This is a genomic window from Pseudomonas sp. B21-047, from assembly GCF_024748775.1.
Taxonomy (GTDB): domain Bacteria; phylum Pseudomonadota; class Gammaproteobacteria; order Pseudomonadales; family Pseudomonadaceae; genus Aquipseudomonas; species Aquipseudomonas capeferrum.
Genome location: NZ_CP087169.1, coordinates 1,928,653 through 1,945,045 on the forward strand (window position 1 = coordinate 1,928,653; position 16,393 = coordinate 1,945,045).

Below are 16,393 nucleotides of genomic sequence, written 5' to 3' on the forward strand. Positions count from 1 at the left end.
CGCTATGCGGCCCTTTCTCACCGTACCTGCAGGTTACCGCGATCCTGTAGGAGCGGCCTTGCGTCGCGAAAGGAGGGCAAAGCCCTCCCAGTTCTTCAACCCCAAAAAAAGCCCGGCACATGGCCGGGCTTTTTCATGGCTTGGGCTTAGCGCGCACGGTAAGTGATGCGGCCTTTGCTCAGGTCGTAAGGTGTCAGTTCGACGCGGACCTTGTCGCCAGTGAGAATACGAATGTAGTTCTTGCGCATCTTTCCGGAGATGTGCGCGGTTACGACGTGCCCGTTTTCCAACTCCACGCGGAACATGGTGTTGGGCAGGGTGTCGACGACAGTACCTTCCATTTCGAAGCTGTCTTCTTTCGACATGCAGTTGAGCCCTCGGTGTCCAGTGTTGGCCCGACGCATAACCGCACCGGGCAAAAAAGTGGCGTGGATTATGCCGGAAAATAGTGTTTCAAGCCAATGCTTTCAGTTGAGGGTGACCCAGCGCTGGTTGATCAGCAGCTCGATGGGTCGATACTGCGTCTTGTAGTTCATCTTCTTGCAGTTCTTGATCCAGTAGCCGAGGTAAACCGCCTCAAGATTCTGGCGCAGGGCTTCGGTGATCTGCCAGAGGATGGCGAAACGGCCCAGGCTGCGGCGCTCTTCATCGGGCTCGTAGAAGGTGTACACCGCCGACAGGCCGTTAGGCAGCAGGTCGCACACCGCCACCGCCAGCAGGCGCCCCGCCAGGCGGAACTCGTAGAACCAGCAGAACGGCAGGTCGCGCACCAGGAAGGTGGAGAACTGGTCGCGGCTGGGCGGGTACATGTCGCCGTCGGCGTGACGGGTCTCGATGTAGCGCCGGTACAGGTCGAAGTACTCTTCCTTGAATGCCGGGCGTGCCGCGGTCACGGTCAGGTCGGCGTTGCGCTTGAGGATGCGGCGCTGCTGGCGGTTGGGGATGAAGCGCGCCGTCGGAATGCGCGCCGGCACGCAGGCATTGCAGTTTTGGCAGTGGGGGCGGTAAAGGTGGTCGCCGCTGCGCCGAAAACCCATTTCAGACAGGTCGGCATAGACGTTCACGTCCATCGGCTGGCTGGGGTCGAGAAACAGCGTGGTGGCCTGCTCCTCGGGCAGGTAGCTGCAGGAGTGGGGCTGAGTGGCATAGAACTTCAACCGCGCCAACTCTGTCATGATCAACCCCTTCGGTGAGACTTTGCCTTTAAGTGTAAGCCAGCTCTGGGAACTCGCCTAGGGAACCCAGGTGGCGCTGTTGGGCTGGTCAAGGTAACGCGCGAGGTACCCGGCAAACTCGGCGCGGCTGATGGCGCGGGCGCCAAGGCTGTGCAGGTGGTTGGTCGGCATCTGGCAGTCGATCAGGACAAAACCGGCCTGGCGCAGGTGCGTGACCAGCGTGACGAAGCCGACCTTGGAGGCATTGTCGGCGCGGCTGAACATCGACTCGCCGAAGAACAGGCGGCCCATGGCCAGGCCATACAGGCCGCCGACCAGCTCGCCGTCCTGGCGCACTTCCACTGAATGGGCGTGGCCGCGACGGTGCAGCTCGCAGTAGGCGGCGCGCATGGTGTCGGTGATCCAGGTGCCGTCGGCATAGTCGCGGGGTGCGGCGCAGGCGGCGATCACGGCGGCGAAGTCGGTGTCGAAGGTGACCTGGTAGTGGCCCTGGCGGATGAATTTGGCCAGCGAGCGCGAGACGTGCAGCTCATCTGGCAACAGCACCGTGCGGGGGTTGGGTGACCACCAGAGGATCGGCTGGCCCTCCTGGTACCAAGGGAAGCAGCCATGGCGGTAGGCCTGCACCAGGCGTTCGGGGCTCAGGTCGCCGCCGGCGGCGAGCAGGCCGTTGGGTTCATGCAGGGCCTTTTCCAGGGGCGGGAAGGTCAGCGAGTCGCGGGTCAGCCAGGTGAGCATGGTCTATTGTGCGGTGGGGGAGGGGAGCGGCCAGCATGGCGCGGCTGAAAAGCAGGGTCAATCGCTGTCGCTCATTCGCCAAGGTACGAGCAACCGTTTAGGTAATTTCCTACACATTCATGAGGCCACAGGCACCATCCGGGACATTTGCTGTCATACCTGTGCAAAAACACAGCATAAGCCTTTGTCACAAAAGAAAATGCATGCTCAAATTGCAGCTAAGTGAAAGTAGCCCCCTCAAGCCCATGTGCGGCGCGCCGTCATGGCGGCTGACGGGCAGTAATGTTAAAAGTAGTGGTTCATTGGCCATGCATTGGCCGATCACTATTGGACGCGCAGCACGCGCAGGAATAGACGCGTTTTGAAGAAATCCACCGCAACTCCAGCTCCCTTGCCAGTGCCCCTGTGGCGGCAGCAGCTGCACTATCGCCTGAAGGAAGGTGCGTTGATCGCCGTCGGCGCCATGTGCCTGTACCTGTGGATGGCGCTGCTGACCTACGACACGTCCGACCCTGGCTTCAGCCACACCAGCAACGTCGACCAGGTGCAGAACGCCGCCGGGCGAGCAGGGGCCTACTTCGCCGACATCCTGTTCATGGTGCTGGGCTATTTCGCCTACATCTTCCCGCTGCTGCTGGCGATCAAGACCTTGCAGATCTTCCGCGAACGCCACCAGGCCTGGGAATGGAGCGGCTGGCTGTTCTCCTGGCGGCTCATCGGGCTGGTGTTCCTGGTGCTGTCGGGCGCGGCCCTGGCGCATATCCATTTCCACCCGCCGGCGAGCATACCGTTCTCTGCCGGGGGCGCCCTGGGCGAAAGCCTGGGCGAGCTGGCGCGCAACCTGCTGAACGTGCAGGGCAGCACGCTGATGTTCATTGCCCTGTTCCTGTTTGGCCTGACGGTGTTCACCGACCTGTCCTGGTTCAAGGTGATGGACCTTACCGGCAAGATCACCCTCGACCTGTTCGAACTGGTGCAAGGCGCCGCCAACCGCTGGTGGGAAGCCCGCAACGAGCGCAAGCGCCTGGAGGCCCAGTTGCGCGAGGTCGATGAACCTGACTTCGGCGCGGTGGCAATGGCCGCCCAGAAGCGCGACCCGGCCAAGCCACCGCTGCGCGAGCGCAGCGTCGAGCGTGACGATGTGCCCGCCCGGCCTGTAGCCACGCCGCCTGCTGCGCCGCGTGAACCCGTGGTGGCGCGTGAGGCCGTGGTGCCCCGCGAGCAACCTGCGGCCCCGGTAATCGTCCCGACCGCGCCGGCCAAGGCGCCGGAACCGAGCAAGCGTGTGATGAAGGAGAAGCAAGCGCCGCTGTTCGTCGACAGCGCCGTGGAAGGCACGTTGCCGTCCATTTCCATCCTCGACCCGGCCGAGCAGAAGAAGATCGAGTACTCGCCGGAGTCCCTGGCCGGCGTCGGCCAGTTGCTGGAAATCAAGCTCAAGGAATTCGGCGTGGAAGTCTCGGTGGACTCCATCCACCCAGGCCCGGTCATTACCCGTTACGAGATCCAGCCAGCGGCCGGGGTAAAGGTCAGCCGTATCGCCAACCTGGCCAAGGACCTGGCGCGCTCACTGGCAGTGACCAGCGTACGGGTGGTCGAGGTGATCCCGGGCAAAACCACTGTGGGTATCGAGATCCCCAACGAAAACCGGCAGATGGTGCGCTTCTCCGAAGTGCTGTCGTCGCCGCTGTTCGATGAATCCAAATCCCCGGTCGCACTGGCCCTGGGCCATGACATCGGCGGCAAGCCGGTCATCACCGACCTGGCCAAGATGCCGCACCTGCTGGTCGCCGGTACCACCGGTTCCGGTAAGTCGGTGGGTGTGAACGCGATGATCCTGTCGATCCTGTTCAAGTCCGGGCCCGAAGACGCGCGGCTGATCATGATCGACCCGAAGATGCTCGAACTGTCGATCTACGAAGGCATCCCGCACCTGCTGTGCCCGGTGGTCACCGACATGAAGGATGCCGCCAACGCGCTGCGCTGGAGCGTGGCCGAGATGGAGCGGCGCTACAAACTGATGGCCGCCATGGGGGTGCGTAACCTGGCCGGCTTCAACCGCAAGATCAAGGATGCCCAGGAAGCCGGCGAGGTCATTCACGACCCGCTGTACCGCCGCGAGAGCATGGACGACGAGCCGCCAGCACTGAAGACCCTGCCGACCATCGTGGTAGTGGTGGACGAGTTTGCCGACATGATGATGATCGTCGGCAAGAAGGTCGAAGAGCTGATCGCCCGTATCGCCCAGAAGGCGCGGGCCGCCGGTATTCACCTGATCCTTGCCACCCAGCGTCCGTCGGTTGACGTGATCACTGGCCTGATCAAGGCCAACATCCCGACCCGCATGGCGTTCCAGGTGTCGAGCAAGATCGACTCGCGCACCATCATCGACCAAGGCGGTGCCGAGCAGTTGCTTGGCCACGGTGACATGCTGTACATGCCGCCGGGCACCAGCCTGCCGATTCGTGTGCATGGCGCGTTCGTTTCCGACGACGAAGTGCACCGCACGGTGGAGGCCTGGAAGCTACGTGGCGCGCCGGACTACAACGACGACATCCTCAACGGCGTCGAAGAGGCCGGCAGCGGCTTCGAAGGCGGTGGTGGTGGCGGTGACGGCGACGATTCGGAAAGCGATGCGCTGTATGATGAGGCGGTGCAATTCGTGCTAGAAAGCCGTCGAGCCTCCATTTCGGCGGTGCAGCGCAAGCTGAAGATCGGTTACAACCGCGCCGCACGCATGATCGAGGCGATGGAGATGGCCGGCGTGGTCACCCCCATGAACAGCAACGGCTCGCGGGAAGTGATTGCCCCAGGCGGCCCGCGCGATTGATGAACACATTGCCGGGCGCCTCGAGGGCGCCTGGTTCATAGACTGCCCTACGAGGATTTCCATGCGCGCGATTCGCATGCTGTTGGTTTCTGCCCTGGCCATGGGCTCTGTGTCGGCCCACGCCGGCGAGCTGGACGTAAAGCGCCTGACCCAGTTGCTGGAAAAGTCGCAAACCATCGATGCCAAGTTCTCTCAACTGACGTTGGGTGCCGACGGCACCAGCCTGCAGGAAACTGCCGGGCAGATGACCGTCAAGCGCCCGGGCCTGTTCTACTGGCATACCGATGCCCCGCAGGAGCAGGTAGTGGTGTCCGATGGCAAGATGGTCACCCTGTGGGACCCGGACCTGGAACAGGCCACCATCAAGAAGCTCGATGTGCGCCTGAACCAGACCCCGGCGCTGTTGCTGTCCGGTGACGTGTCGAAGATCAGCCAGAGCTTCGATATCGACTCCAAGGAGCAGGGCGAAGTGATGGACTTCACCTTGAAGCCGAAAACCAAGGACACCCTGTTCGACTCGTTGCGTGTTTCGTTCCGCAAGGGCCTGATCAATGACATGCAACTGATCGACAGCGTCGGCCAGCGCACCAACATCCTGTTCACCGGGGTGAAGGCCAACCAGGCGGTGCCGGACAGCAAGTTCAAGTTCGATGTCCCGAAAGGCGCGGACATCATCCAGGAGTAAGCGGAGCCCGTGATGGACCTGTTTCGAAGCGAACCCGTCGCCCAGCCCCTGGCTGCTCGCCTGCGCCCGTCCAACCTGGACGAGTACGTCGGCCAGGAGCACCTGCTGGCGCGCGGCAAGCCGCTGCGCGAGGCGCTGGAGCAGGGGGCTTTGCACTCAATGATCTTCTGGGGCCCGCCCGGGGTCGGCAAGACCACCCTGGCGCGGTTGCTGGCGCAGTTCTGTGATGCCCACTTCGAAACCGTCTCGGCGGTGCTGGCGGGGGTCAAGGAAATTCGCCAGGCGGTCGAGGTGGCCAAGCAGCAGGCGGCCCAGTATGGCCGTCGGACCATCCTGTTCGTCGACGAAGTGCACCGCTTCAACAAGTCCCAGCAGGACGCTTTTCTGCCCTATGTGGAAGACGGCACGCTGATCTTCATCGGCGCCACCACCGAAAACCCCTCCTTTGAGCTGAACAATGCCTTGCTCTCGCGGGCGCGGGTGTACGTGCTCAAGAGCCTGGACGAGCCGGCCCTGCGTAAGTTGGTCGACCGGGCCCTCAGCGAGGAGCGCGGCCTGGGCCAGCACAACCTGCGGGTTGGCGACGAGGCCTTCAAGATGCTCATGGCTGCCGCCGACGGCGATGGCCGGCGCATGCTCAATTTTCTCGAAAATGCCTCGGACCTGGCTGAAGATGGCAGCGAAATTGCTGTCGAGCTGCTGCAAAGCCTGCTCGGCGACAGCCGCCGCCGTTTCGATAAAGGGGGCGAGGCGTTCTATGACCAGATCTCGGCGCTGCACAAGTCGGTGCGCGGCTCCAACCCCGATGCGGCCTTGTACTGGTTCGCGCGCATGCTCGATGGTGGCTGCGACCCGCTGTACATCGCCCGTCGCGTGGTGCGCATGGCCAGCGAAGACATCGGCAACGCCGACCCTCGCGCCTTGAGCCTGTGCCTTTCGGCCTGGGACGTGCAAGAGCGCCTGGGCAGTCCCGAGGGTGAGCTGGCAGTCGCCCAGGCCATCACCTATATCGCCTGCGCGCCGAAGAGCAACGCGGTGTACATGGGCTTCAAGACCGCCCTGCGCGAGGCCGCCGAGCACGGCTCGCTGGAGGTGCCGCTGCACCTGCGCAACGCCCCGACCAAATTGATGAAGCAACTGGGCTATGGCGATGAGTACCGCTACGCCCATGACGAGCCCGATGCCTACGCGGCGGGTGAAGATTACTTCCCCGACCAGCTTGAACCCCGCCAGTACTATCAGCCCGTCCCCCGTGGCCTGGAGCTGAAGATCGGCGAGAAGCTTCGGCACCTGGCCGAGCTGGATCGCAGCAGCCCCCGACAACGGAGAAAACCGTGATTGCACTGATCGCCGCCGTCAGTGCGGGCGGTGTCGCCGGCACGTTGCTGCGCTTTGCCACCGCGAACTGGGTGGTTGCCCACTGGCCACGGCACTTCTATCTCGGTACGCTGGCGGTCAACCTGATCGGCTGCCTGCTGATCGGCCTGCTCTACGGCCTGTTCTTGCACAAGCCGATGGTGCCGGCCGAGCTGCGCGCCGGCCTGATGGTCGGCTTTCTTGGCGGCTTGACGACGTTTTCCTCTTTTTCGCTCGATACCGTACGCCTCATGGAAAGCGGGCAGATGCCCCTGGCTTTGGGCTATACCGGTATCAGCGTGGTGGGCGGGCTGCTCGCGACCTGGGCCGGCCTGTCCCTGACCCGATTCTGAACCAACACTTACATATAACGAGAGAACGATATGCTCGATTCCAAACTGTTACGCGGCCAACTTCAGGAAGTGGCGGATCGCCTGGCCTCCCGTGGCTTCAGCCTGGATGTCGCGCGCATCGAATCACTGGAAGAGCGCCGCAAGGCGGTGCAGACCCGCACCGAGCAGCTGCAGGCCGAGCGTAACGCCCGCTCCAAGTCCATCGGCCAGGCCAAGGCAAAAGGCGAGGACATCGCGCCGCTGATGGCCGATGTCGAGCGCATGGCCAATGAGCTGGCAGCCGGCAAGGTCGAACTGGACGGCATCCAGGCTGAACTGGACGCCATCCTGCTGACCATCCCCAACCTGCCGGACGCCAGCGTGCCGGTCGGCGCCAGCGAAGACGACAACGTCGAAGTGCGCCGTTGGGGCACGCCGACAGCGTTCGACTTCGAAATCAAGGACCACGTCGCCCTGGGCGAGGTCAGCGGTGGCCTGGACTTCGAAGCCGCTGCCAAGCTGTCTGGCGCACGCTTTGCCGTGCTGCGTGGCCCGATCGCCCGCCTGCACCGCGCCCTGGCGCAGTTCATGATCAACCTGCACACCGGCGAGCACGGCTACGAAGAACACTACACCCCGTACCTGGTACAGGCACCGGCCCTGCAGGGTACCGGCCAGTTGCCCAAGTTCGAGGAAGACCTGTTCAAGATCACCCGTGAAGGCGAAGCCGACTTCTACCTGATCCCGACGGCCGAGGTTTCGCTGACCAACCTGGTCGCGGGTGAAATCCTCGATGCCAAGCAACTGCCGCTCAAGCTGGTCGCCCACACCCCGTGCTTCCGCAGTGAAGCCGGCGCTTCGGGCCGTGATACTCGCGGCATGATCCGCCAGCACCAGTTCGACAAGGTCGAGATGGTGCAAGTGGTCGAGCCGTCCAAGTCGATGGAAGCCCTGGAAGGCCTGACAGGCAACGCCGAGCGTGTGCTGCAACTGCTGGAGCTGCCGTACCGCGTACTGGCGCTGTGCACCGGCGACATGGGCTTTGGTGCGGTGAAGACCTACGACCTGGAAGTGTGGGTGCCAAGCCAGGACAAGTACCGCGAGATCAGCTCCTGCTCCAACTGCGGTGACTTCCAGGCCCGTCGCATGCAAGCCCGCTGGCGCAACCCGGAAACCGGCAAGCCAGAGCTGGTGCACACCCTCAATGGCTCTGGCCTGGCGGTAGGCCGCACCCTGGTGGCGGTCCTTGAGAACTATCAGCAGGCCGACGGTTCGATCCGTGTGCCTGAGGTGCTCAAGCCGTATATGGGTGGCGTCGAGGTCATCCGCTAAATGGATTACCTGCCACTGTTCCACAAGCTGCAGGGCGGCCGGGTACTGGTTGTCGGTGGCGGTGAAATTGCCTTGCGCAAGGCGCGCCTGCTGGCTGATGCCGGCGCCGCGCTGCGCGTGGTGGCGCCCGAGGTTGATGGCCAATTGGCTGCATTGGCCCGGGAAGGTGGCGGTGAGGTGCTGGTGCGCGGTTATCAGGCGTCCGACCTGGTCGGTTGCCGGCTGGTGATCGCGGCCACCGACGACCCTGGGCTCAACGCTCAGGTGTCGGCCGATGCCCAGTCGCTCAACCTGCCGGTCAATGTGGTGGATGCGCCGGCCCTGTGCACGGTGATCTTCCCGGCCATCGTCGACCGCTCGCCGTTGGTGGTGGCTGTCTCCAGTGGCGGTGATGCGCCGGTCTTGGCGCGCTTGATTCGCGCCAAGCTGGAGGCGTGGATCCCTTCGGCGTACGGCGAACTGGCCGGGTTGGCCGCGCGTTTCCGGCACCAGGTCAAACGCCTGTACCCGGACGTCAACCAGCGTCGCGGTTTCTGGGAAAACGTATTCCAGGGCCCGGTTGCCGAGCGCCAGCTGGCCGGGCAGGGCGCCGAGGCCGAGCGCTTGTTGCAGGCGATGGTCGATGGTGCGCCGGTGCAGCAGGGCGGTGAGGTGTATCTGGTGGGCGCGGGGCCGGGCGATCCGGACTTGCTGACCTTCCGTGCCTTGCGCCTGATGCAGCAGGCCGATGTGGTGCTGTACGACCGCCTGGTGGCCCCGGCCATCATCGAGATGTGCCGGCGTGATGCCGAGCGTATCTACGTGGGCAAGCGTCGCGCCGAGCATGCCGTGCCGCAGGACCAGATCAACCGTCTACTGGTCGACCTGGCCAAGCAGGGCAAGCGTGTGCTGCGGCTCAAGGGTGGCGATCCGTTCATCTTTGGGCGGGGTGGCGAGGAGATCGAGGAACTGGCCGAGCAGGGCATCCCGTTCCAGGTGGTACCGGGTATTACTGCGGCCAGTGGTTGCTCTGCCTATGGCGGCATCCCGCTGACCCATCGCGATTATGCGCAGTCGGTGCGCTTCGTGACCGGGCACCTGAAGGACGGGACCAGTAACCTGCCTTGGAATGACCTGGTGGCGCCGAACCAGACCCTGGTGTTCTACATGGGGCTGGTGGGCTTGCCGACCATTTGCGCCGAGCTGATTCGTCATGGGCGTGCGGCCAGCACACCTGCGGCGCTGGTGCAGCAGGGGACGACGCGTAATCAGCGGGTGTTCACCGGTACCCTGGCGGATTTGCCGAGCCTGGTCGCCCAGCATGAAGTGCATGCGCCGACCCTGGTGATTGTCGGGGAAGTGGTGCAGTTGCGTGAGAAGCTGGCTTGGTTTGAAGGGGCGCAACAAAGCTGAAATCGAACGGGGCCGCTTTGCGGCCCCGGCGTTATCAGCTATTAAGCCATATCCCACGCCCCGCCAAACGCTCCCGATCATGCGCCAGGCCAAAGTCCTGCAGCGGCCCCTTGGGCACGATCCCATTCGGGTTGATGGTCTTGTGGCTCATGTAATAGTGCTTCTGGATGTGCTCCATATCCACCGTCTGCGCCACCCCTGGCCACTGGTATAGCTCGCGCAGCCAGTTTGACAGGTTCGGGTAATCGGCCAGGCGCCGCAGGTTGCACTTGAAGTGCCCGTGATACACCGCGTCGAAGCGCACCAGCGTGGTGAACAGGCGCACATCGGCCTCGGTCAGGTACTCACCGGCCAGGTACCGCTGGCGGCTCAGCAGCGCTTCCAGATGAGCCAGCTCATTGAACACCTCGTCGAATGCCGCTTCGTACGCGTCCTGCGTCGTGGCGAAACCTGCGCGGTATACGCCATTGTTCACCGCCGGGTAGATCCGCTCGTTCAGTGCGTCGATCGTTGGGCGCAACGGCTCTGGGTACAGGTCCAGGCGATTGCCGGTCAACTCGTCGAAGGCACTGTTGAAGATGCGGATGATCTCGGACGATTCGTTATTGACGATGCGCTTCTCTTTCTTGTCCCAGAGCACCGGCACGGTGACACGCCCAGTGTAATGCGGATCATCTTGCGTATAGCGTTGGTGCAGGAACTCGAGGCCGTCGAGGTGATCGCCGCTGGAGCCCTGCTGCTGGTCGAAGGTCCAGCCGTTTTCTTGCATCAGCCAGCTCACCACCGACACATCGATAAGCGGCTCCAGGCCCTTGAGCGCACGCACGATCAGGGTGCGGTGGGCCCATGGGCAAGCCAGCGAGACGTACAGGTGATAGCGGCCGGCTTCAGGCGCGGGCAGGGAGTTGCGGCGCTGGGCGTTTTCGCGTTTGAAGGCGCCGTCTTTGCCTGTTTCATACCACTGGTCGTGCCAGCGGCCGTCGATCAAAAGGCCCATGCTGAGCTCCTCGGAACAAAGTTGTTTGTCGTTGGAGCCCAGTCTAGGGAAAATCGTTCGAACAAATAGCGCAAAGACTCGGGGTCTTTGATCGATTAAATCGATGTGTTGCGTTCGCTCCAGTAACGGCGCGCGGTGGCGAAGGCGTCTTCACGATGCTGGCCAAGGCCGCGCAGGGCCAAAGCCATAGTGGCGACCACCGCCATTTCGCCGTAACTGTCCTCGGCATCACCTTGCCACACGGCAAGCAGCTGCTGCGGTTGCAGGCTAGGCGGTTTGACGTGACGCCGTTCGCTCAGGGCTGGCCACTCTTCATCCCAGGCCTCGCCAGCGCTGGTGCCGTAGAGGTGGCTGATGACGTCGGGGTTGACTTCGATTTCGCCGCCGTCGCCCTTGATCACCACGGCGTGGTCGCCGAGCAGGCGGCTGGCTTCGCGGTGCACCGCCTGGTAGCCCGGGTGGAAGATGCTCTGCAGGCCGCAGCGTGCGCCCAGCGGGTTGAGTACCCGTGCCAGCGAATGAATCGGCGAGCGCAGGCCCAGGGTGTTGCGCAGATCAATCATGCGTTGCAGCTGCGGCGCCCAGTCTTGTAGCGGGAAGAACGCCAGGCGCTGCTGGTCGAGCGCGGTACCGACTGTGGACCAGTCACGGCACAGTGGGATGTGCAGCAGTGCAAGCAGTTGTTCGGTGTACATGCGCCCGGCGGTATGGGCACCGCCACCATGCATCAGGATACGCACGCCGTTGTTGGCCAGGCACTTGGCGGCCAGCAGGTACCAGGGCAGGTGACGTTTCTTGCCGGCATAGGTGGGCCAGTCCAGGTCCACGGCAATATGCGGGGCCTGCAGGTGCGCGCGCAGGGCCTCGGTGAAGCCGGCCAGTTCCTCGGCGCTTTCTTCCTTGTGGCGTAGCAGCATCAGGAAGGCACCCAGTTGAGCGTCTTCGACCTTGTCCTCCAGCAGCAAGGTCATTGCTGTATGGGCTTCCTCGCGGGTCAGGCCGCGCGCGCCGCGCTTGCCTTTGCCAAGTATGCGCACGAATTCGGCGAACGGGTGTTCGGCGGGGGTTTGCAGGGTGAGCGGGCGTGGTTCGATCATATGCAGTTGGTCGGCTTGGGCAGGCCCGCCAGCTTGGCGGCAAGTTTGGCGGGAGTGCCGTTGAACAGGCGGTTCAGGTGCGCGCTGTTGCCCTTTTCGGGCCCCAGCTTGAGGGCGGTGTACTTGATCAGTGGGCGTGTGGCCGGGGAGAGCTGGAATTCCTGGTAGAACTGGCGCAGCAGTTCGAGGATTGCCCAGTGGTCCTCGGTCAACGGGATACCTTCGCGTGCGGCGAGGGCATTGGCAACGGCAGGGGACCAGTCTTGCAGGTCGACCAGAAAACCGTCTTTGTCCAAGGCAATCGCCTGATCACCAACATTGAGGGTACTCATAACCAGCTGTTGACCTTGTCGTAATGCAGTGACAGCTGGACGAATGCGGCGTAGTCCACGGGCGTGGCCAGGTGGTTGGCAACTGCGCGGGCTTGTAGGTCTTCGTCGAGGGCGAACAGGCGCTGGCTGAGGTTTGCGCCCTGCAACAGGCGCTGTGGTTCGCTGCCGGTGTGCAGTGCATAGACCGCATCGCCACACAGCAGCAGTGCATCGTCGGCACCTAGCAGGCGCAGGCAGCTGGCCAGCCGGTTGTCGCCAAAGGGCGAATGGGCAATTACATGCAGGGTCGTCATCAGAGCGTTACCACCTGGTCGAAACGGGCGATCAATGCAGCCAGGGCCGCGTCGTCCAGCACTTGTACGGGCAGTTTCAGGGTGTCGGCTGCCAGGCCGCGCTGGCGCAAGCTGTGGCTGCAGGCGAACAGTGCTTCTACGCCGAACATCGGCAAGGCCTGCAGGTTGGCGCCAAGGTTTTTCTGTTGCAGGGCGGTGGGCTGCTGGCCTGGGGCAAGCTGGAACACACCGTCATCGAGGAACAGCATGCCCAGCGGCAGGTCGAACGCGCCCCCGGCCAATGCGATGTCCAGCGCTTCGCGGGCCGATGGGCCGTTCCAGGGGGCCTGGCGGCTGATGATCAACAAGGACTTGGCCATTTCAATCGCCTCCGAAGCAGATCAGGCGATCGGCACTCTGCGCCGCCTCGTGCAGTTGGCCGAGCCCCGACAGCTCCCAGGGCTTGGGCAGGTTCGCGGCCGGGCGTTGATAGCGGCTGGCCTCGGCTTCGTCGAGCACGCCACGGCGCAGGGCGGCGGCAATGCACACTACAGCGTCCAGTTGGTGGCTGTCGATGAAGGTGCGCCATTGGGCGGCGACATCCAGCTCATCCTGAGGGGTGACCACATTGGCCGAGGCACTGTGTACCCCGTCCTGGTAGAAGAACAGCCGGGCAATCTCATGCCCGCCGGCCAGCACCGCCTCGGCAAAGCGCAGCGCGCGGCGCGAGGAGGGCGCATGGGCCGGGGAAAATACCGCGATAGCGAATTTCATGGACAACTCATGCAAGGGAATGCCGCCATGATAAAGCAAAAAAGCCCATCCCCGCTTATGCAACGGCCTTGTGGCCTTGCGCAAAGGGGTGGGCTTTTCAGCTGAGGCGCCGAATGATCAGGCGCGCTCTTTACTCTCTGGCAGGAACCAGTTCAGTACCAAGGCGCAGATACCGCCGGTAGCGACGCCGGACTCCAGCACATTGCGGATCGCCGCTGGCATGTGGGCCAGAAACTCTGGCACCTGAGCCACACCCAGGCCCAGCGCCAGCGATACCGCGATGATCAGCAGGGCGCGGCGGTCCAGCTGAGTGCTGGCCAGAATGTTGATGCCCGAGGCCGCTACCGCGCCGAACATGACCATGGCCGCACCACCGAGCACCGGCTCCGGTACCGCCTGGATCACCCCGGCAACCGATGGGAACAAGCCCAGCAGCACCAGCATGACAGCGATCCAGATGCCGATGTGACGGCTGGCGATGCCGGTCAGCTGAATGACGCCGTTGTTCTGGGCAAAGATCGAGCTGGGGAAGGTGTTGAACAGGCCAGCCAGCAGCGAGTTGGCGCCGTTGACCAGCACCCCGCCCTTGATCCGTTGCATCCACACCGGGCCTTCGACTGGCTGGCGCGAGACCTTGCTGGTAGCCGTGACGTCACCGATGGCTTCCAGCGACGTCACCAGGTAGATCACCAGCATCGGAATGAACAGCGCCCACGAGAAGCTCAAGCCAAAGTGCAAAGGTGTTGGCACCTGGAACAGCGCGGCCTCGTGCATGCCGGTGAAGTCCAGGCGGCCCAGGTAGCCGGCCAGTGCATAACCGACCGCCAGGGCGATGACGATGGCGCAGCTGCGCATCCAGACCACCGGGATGCGGTTGAGGATGACGATGATCGCCAGCACCACACCCGACAGCAGCAGGTTCTCGCCATTGGCGAAAGTGCCATTGGCCATCGCGCCAAAGCCGCCGCCCATGCTGATCAGGCCGACCTTGATCAGGGTCAGGCCGATCATCAGCACGACGATGCCGGTCACCAGCGGGGTGATCAGGCGTTTGACGAACGGCAGGATGCGCGACACGCCCATTTCCACGAAGGAGCCCGCAATCACCACGCCGAAGATGGCTGCCATCACGCCTTCAACCGGCGTGCCTTGCTTGACCATCAACGCGCCACCGGCAATCAGCGGCCCGACGAAGTTGAAGCTGGTGCCTTGGACAATCAGCAGCCCCGCACCGAACGGCCCGAAGCGCTTGCACTGGACGAAGGTGGCGATACCGGAGATCACCAGCGACATCGACACGATCAGGTTGGTGTCACGTGCCGAGACGCCAAGCGCCTGGCAGATCAGCAGGCCCGGCGTGACGATTGGTACGATGATCGCCAGCAGATGCTGCAGCGCCGCCAGCAGGCCGATCAGCAGCCGCGGCTTGTCCTCAAGGCCAAGCACCAGTTCATTGGCAGGCGCCGATGCGCCTGGGCTGTGTTCTTGTGAGCTCATTGCACAAAGCTGCCCTGGGAGAAAAAAGGAGCGCATTCTACGGGCTGAGGCGCGTCAGGGGTAGTGGCAAGCACGATGGCAGCATGATCGGTGGCTATTCACTCAATAAGCTGACTTTTAGGTCAATCTCTGCTCATGAAAAAGCCCGCCGAAGCGGGCTTTCCTTTTACTGCATTCGACCAATCGCAATCAGTCGTCGCGGCCCATGATGCCGAACAGCTGCAGCAGGCTGACGAACAGGTTGTAGATCGATACATATAGGCTGATGGTCGCCATGATGTAGTTACGCTCACCGCCATGGATGATCGCGCTGGTCTGGAACAGGATGCAGACCGACGAGAACAGCACGAAGCCAGCGCTGATCGCCAGTTGCAGGCCGCTGATCTGGAAGAAGAAGCTGGCAACCACTGCACCCAGCAGCACGAAGAAGCCTGCGGTGATGAAGCCGCTGAGGAAACTCATGTCCTTGCGGGTGATCAGCACGTAGGCCGACAGACCACCGAACACCAGCGCGGTCATGGCGAAGGCCGAGCTGACCACTTCAGCGCCACCGGCCATACCCAGGTAGCGGTTGAGGATAGGGCCGAGGATGAAGCCCATGAAGCCGGTGAGGGCAAAGGTGGACACGATGCCCCAGGCCGAATCACGCAGTTTGTTGGTGAGGAAGAACAGCCCGTAAAAGCCGATCAGCACCACGAAAATATTCGGGTAGCCGACGCGCATCTGCTGGGCGACGAAGGCCATGACACCGCTGAAGGCGAGGGTGAGTGCCAGCAGGCTGTACGTGTTGCGCAGGACCTTGCTGATCTCCTGCTGCTCGACCTGCTGGCCGTGGTGTACGGCGTAATCCTGTTCGCGCATGGCGACACTCCTTGGTAAACCTGTGGTTTCAGACGTTCAGATGCTAGGAGTCTATCAGAGCTCCTGCAACCGGCGACATAGAGAGTTTGACAGCGTGTTTCATTACGGTATTATGGCGGCCGCAAAACGAGCTGGAAGCGTGGCCGAGTGGTTTAAGGCAACGGTCTTGAAAACCGTCGATGGGCAACTATCCTAGAGTTCGAATCTCTACGCTTCCGCCATATTCAAAGCCCTGATTATTCAGGGCTTTTTGCGTTTCTGAGGCATGCAGAAACTGCCCTTGGGAACCTTCTTTGCTTCTCGATCTGCAACCTGCGCCCGGCGCCAAGTCGCCCCCTGCACAAGCTTGCGCCTCGACCTATCATCAAGTGCAGCGAAAGCTGCCCCTGCGAAGGCGGAGGCAGAAGGCGAGTCAGCGTTGGGCTTTTTGCTGCTGCATGCGCTGCAAACGCGAAACCGCGATCTGCACGGCCGCTGCCACGAGGCAGAGCAAGCCGATTTTCCAGCTGCCCTCAAGCCCGAAGTGCTCGGCTAGCTTGCCGGCGATGAGCACGCTAAAGAAGATGGCGGCAGGTAGGATCAATTTATTCATGGGCGCTTCCAGCGGCGAATGGCATAAGGCGTACAGGGTACACAATTCGCGTCGTGAGGCTTGGTCATCTTTGCCTGGCTGAACCTTTCGCAGGGTTACTTTTGTGCCAGTTACCGAGAGCCTACGGGGCA

The 16,393-nt window shown here is 62.8% G+C and carries 18 protein-coding genes and 1 tRNA gene; 7 read left to right on the forward strand and 12 right to left on the reverse strand.

Annotation, left to right across the window (positions count from 1 at the left end):
• Positions 1 to 146: 146 nt before the first annotated feature.
• The 3 genes from infA to aat all read right to left on the reverse strand — a co-directional run bounded on the left by infA (position 147) and on the right by aat (position 1,913).
• Positions 147 to 365, reverse strand: a complete 219-nt coding sequence (gene infA, locus LOY26_RS08820; RefSeq protein ID WP_002553999.1) for a translation initiation factor IF-1 — start codon at positions 363 to 365, stop codon at positions 147 to 149.
• Between the two features lie 102 nt (positions 366 to 467).
• Positions 468 to 1,175, reverse strand: a complete 708-nt coding sequence (locus tag LOY26_RS08825) for an arginyltransferase (protein ID WP_033696734.1) — start codon at positions 1,173 to 1,175, stop codon at positions 468 to 470.
• Positions 1,176 to 1,232: 57 nt separating this feature from the next.
• Positions 1,233 to 1,913: a leucyl/phenylalanyl-tRNA--protein transferase gene (gene aat / locus LOY26_RS08830; protein WP_047581837.1), complete on the reverse strand. Its 681-nt coding sequence runs from the start codon at positions 1,911 to 1,913 to the stop codon at positions 1,233 to 1,235.
• 361 nt (positions 1,914 to 2,274) lie between these two features.
• Between aat and LOY26_RS08835 the strand changes: the two genes are divergently transcribed.
• The 6 genes from LOY26_RS08835 to cysG all read left to right on the forward strand — a co-directional run bounded on the left by LOY26_RS08835 (position 2,275) and on the right by cysG (position 9,840).
• A complete protein-coding gene (locus tag LOY26_RS08835; protein WP_258714605.1) occupies positions 2,275 to 4,743 on the forward strand; it encodes a DNA translocase FtsK in 2,469 nt (822 codons plus the stop codon).
• Positions 4,744 to 4,804: 61 nt separating this feature from the next.
• Entirely contained in the window at positions 4,805 to 5,428 is a 624-nt protein-coding gene (gene lolA / locus LOY26_RS08840) for an outer membrane lipoprotein chaperone LolA (protein WP_033696739.1), read from the forward strand.
• Between the two features lie 12 nt (positions 5,429 to 5,440).
• Positions 5,441 to 6,766 (forward strand): replication-associated recombination protein A, encoded by a 1,326-nt coding sequence (locus tag LOY26_RS08845; RefSeq protein WP_033696740.1) that lies wholly within the window; start codon positions 5,441 to 5,443, stop codon positions 6,764 to 6,766.
• The gene (crcB, locus tag LOY26_RS08850) at positions 6,763 to 7,137 is read left to right on the forward strand and encodes a fluoride efflux transporter CrcB (RefSeq protein WP_033696741.1); all 375 of its coding nucleotides are present in this window, start codon (positions 6,763 to 6,765) and stop codon (positions 7,135 to 7,137) included. The genes LOY26_RS08845 and crcB overlap by 4 nt, the downstream gene beginning before the upstream one ends.
• Before the next feature lie 30 nt (positions 7,138 to 7,167).
• The gene (serS, locus tag LOY26_RS08855; RefSeq protein ID WP_033696744.1) at positions 7,168 to 8,448 is read left to right on the forward strand and encodes a serine--tRNA ligase; all 1,281 of its coding nucleotides are present in this window, start codon (positions 7,168 to 7,170) and stop codon (positions 8,446 to 8,448) included.
• Positions 8,449 to 9,840 carry a siroheme synthase CysG gene (gene cysG, locus LOY26_RS08860; protein ID WP_258714606.1) on the forward strand — a complete coding sequence of 464 codons (1,392 nt, stop codon included), beginning with the start codon at positions 8,449 to 8,451 and terminating at the stop codon, positions 9,838 to 9,840.
• A 34-nt stretch (positions 9,841 to 9,874) separates the two neighbouring features.
• Here cysG and LOY26_RS08865 read toward each other — a convergent pair whose 3' ends face one another.
• The 8 genes from LOY26_RS08865 to LOY26_RS08900 all read right to left on the reverse strand — a co-directional run bounded on the left by LOY26_RS08865 (position 9,875) and on the right by LOY26_RS08900 (position 15,670).
• On the reverse strand, positions 9,875 to 10,837 hold the full coding sequence (locus LOY26_RS08865; RefSeq protein ID WP_186660138.1) for a glutathione S-transferase family protein: 963 nt from the start codon (positions 10,835 to 10,837) through the stop codon (positions 9,875 to 9,877).
• A gap of 95 nt (positions 10,838 to 10,932) precedes the next feature.
• A complete protein-coding gene (locus tag LOY26_RS08870; RefSeq protein WP_186660136.1) occupies positions 10,933 to 11,934 on the reverse strand; it encodes a glycosyl transferase family protein in 1,002 nt (333 codons plus the stop codon).
• Positions 11,931 to 12,266: a TusE/DsrC/DsvC family sulfur relay protein gene (locus LOY26_RS08875; RefSeq protein ID WP_186660134.1), complete on the reverse strand. Its 336-nt coding sequence runs from the start codon at positions 12,264 to 12,266 to the stop codon at positions 11,931 to 11,933. The genes LOY26_RS08870 and LOY26_RS08875 overlap by 4 nt, the downstream gene beginning before the upstream one ends.
• The gene (gene tusB / locus LOY26_RS08880; RefSeq protein WP_186660131.1) at positions 12,263 to 12,559 is read right to left on the reverse strand and encodes a sulfurtransferase complex subunit TusB; all 297 of its coding nucleotides are present in this window, start codon (positions 12,557 to 12,559) and stop codon (positions 12,263 to 12,265) included. Before tusB ends, LOY26_RS08875 begins: the two co-directional genes overlap by 4 nt.
• Positions 12,559 to 12,918 (reverse strand): sulfurtransferase complex subunit TusC, encoded by a 360-nt coding sequence (gene tusC, locus LOY26_RS08885; RefSeq protein WP_258714607.1) that lies wholly within the window; start codon positions 12,916 to 12,918, stop codon positions 12,559 to 12,561. The genes tusB and tusC overlap by 1 nt, the downstream gene beginning before the upstream one ends.
• Before the next feature lies 1 nt (position 12,919).
• Positions 12,920 to 13,312: a sulfurtransferase complex subunit TusD gene (gene tusD, locus LOY26_RS08890; RefSeq protein WP_033696753.1), complete on the reverse strand. Its 393-nt coding sequence runs from the start codon at positions 13,310 to 13,312 to the stop codon at positions 12,920 to 12,922.
• 117 nt (positions 13,313 to 13,429) lie between these two features.
• Complete coding sequence (locus LOY26_RS08895; protein WP_258714608.1) at positions 13,430 to 14,809, reverse strand: nucleobase:cation symporter-2 family protein; 1,380 nt, start codon at positions 14,807 to 14,809, stop codon at positions 13,430 to 13,432.
• A gap of 189 nt (positions 14,810 to 14,998) precedes the next feature.
• The gene (locus LOY26_RS08900; RefSeq protein ID WP_033696755.1) at positions 14,999 to 15,670 is read right to left on the reverse strand and encodes a Bax inhibitor-1/YccA family protein; all 672 of its coding nucleotides are present in this window, start codon (positions 15,668 to 15,670) and stop codon (positions 14,999 to 15,001) included.
• A gap of 133 nt (positions 15,671 to 15,803) precedes the next feature.
• On the opposite strand from LOY26_RS08900, the gene LOY26_RS08905 reads away from it, so the two are divergent.
• Positions 15,804 to 15,891, forward strand: a tRNA-Ser gene (locus LOY26_RS08905).
• 191 nt (positions 15,892 to 16,082) lie between these two features.
• Here LOY26_RS08905 and LOY26_RS08910 read toward each other — a convergent pair.
• Positions 16,083 to 16,262: a hypothetical protein gene (locus LOY26_RS08910; RefSeq protein ID WP_033696799.1), complete on the reverse strand. Its 180-nt coding sequence runs from the start codon at positions 16,260 to 16,262 to the stop codon at positions 16,083 to 16,085.
• Positions 16,263 to 16,393: the final 131 nt, after the last annotated feature.

Bases quoted from the DNA above. Each gene is read 5' to 3' on its own strand.
- lolA (WP_033696739.1), top strand. From the start codon at position 4,805: ATGCGCGCGATTCGCATGCTGTTGGTTTCTGCCCTGGCCATGGGCTCT.
- LOY26_RS08895 (WP_258714608.1), bottom strand. From the start codon at position 14,809: ATGAGCTCACAAGAACACAGCCCAGGCGCATCGGCGCCTGCCAATGAA.
- serS (WP_033696744.1), top strand. From the start codon at position 7,168: ATGCTCGATTCCAAACTGTTACGCGGCCAACTTCAGGAAGTGGCGGAT.
- LOY26_RS08900 (WP_033696755.1), bottom strand. From the start codon at position 15,670: ATGCGCGAACAGGATTACGCCGTACACCACGGCCAGCAGGTCGAGCAG.
- aat (WP_047581837.1), bottom strand. From the start codon at position 1,913: ATGCTCACCTGGCTGACCCGCGACTCGCTGACCTTCCCGCCCCTGGAA.
- LOY26_RS08845 (WP_033696740.1), top strand. From the start codon at position 5,441: ATGGACCTGTTTCGAAGCGAACCCGTCGCCCAGCCCCTGGCTGCTCGC.
- LOY26_RS08825 (WP_033696734.1), bottom strand. From the start codon at position 1,175: ATGACAGAGTTGGCGCGGTTGAAGTTCTATGCCACTCAGCCCCACTCC.
- LOY26_RS08910 (WP_033696799.1), bottom strand. From the start codon at position 16,262: ATGAATAAATTGATCCTACCTGCCGCCATCTTCTTTAGCGTGCTCATC.
- infA (WP_002553999.1), bottom strand. From the start codon at position 365: ATGTCGAAAGAAGACAGCTTCGAAATGGAAGGTACTGTCGTCGACACC.
- LOY26_RS08870 (WP_186660136.1), bottom strand. From the start codon at position 11,934: ATGATCGAACCACGCCCGCTCACCCTGCAAACCCCCGCCGAACACCCG.
- tusB (WP_186660131.1), bottom strand. From the start codon at position 12,559: ATGACGACCCTGCATGTAATTGCCCATTCGCCCTTTGGCGACAACCGG.
- cysG (WP_258714606.1), top strand. From the start codon at position 8,449: ATGGATTACCTGCCACTGTTCCACAAGCTGCAGGGCGGCCGGGTACTG.
- LOY26_RS08865 (WP_186660138.1), bottom strand. From the start codon at position 10,837: ATGGGCCTTTTGATCGACGGCCGCTGGCACGACCAGTGGTATGAAACA.
- tusD (WP_033696753.1), bottom strand. From the start codon at position 13,312: ATGAAATTCGCTATCGCGGTATTTTCCCCGGCCCATGCGCCCTCCTCG.
- LOY26_RS08875 (WP_186660134.1), bottom strand. From the start codon at position 12,266: ATGAGTACCCTCAATGTTGGTGATCAGGCGATTGCCTTGGACAAAGAC.
- tusC (WP_258714607.1), bottom strand. From the start codon at position 12,918: ATGGCCAAGTCCTTGTTGATCATCAGCCGCCAGGCCCCCTGGAACGGC.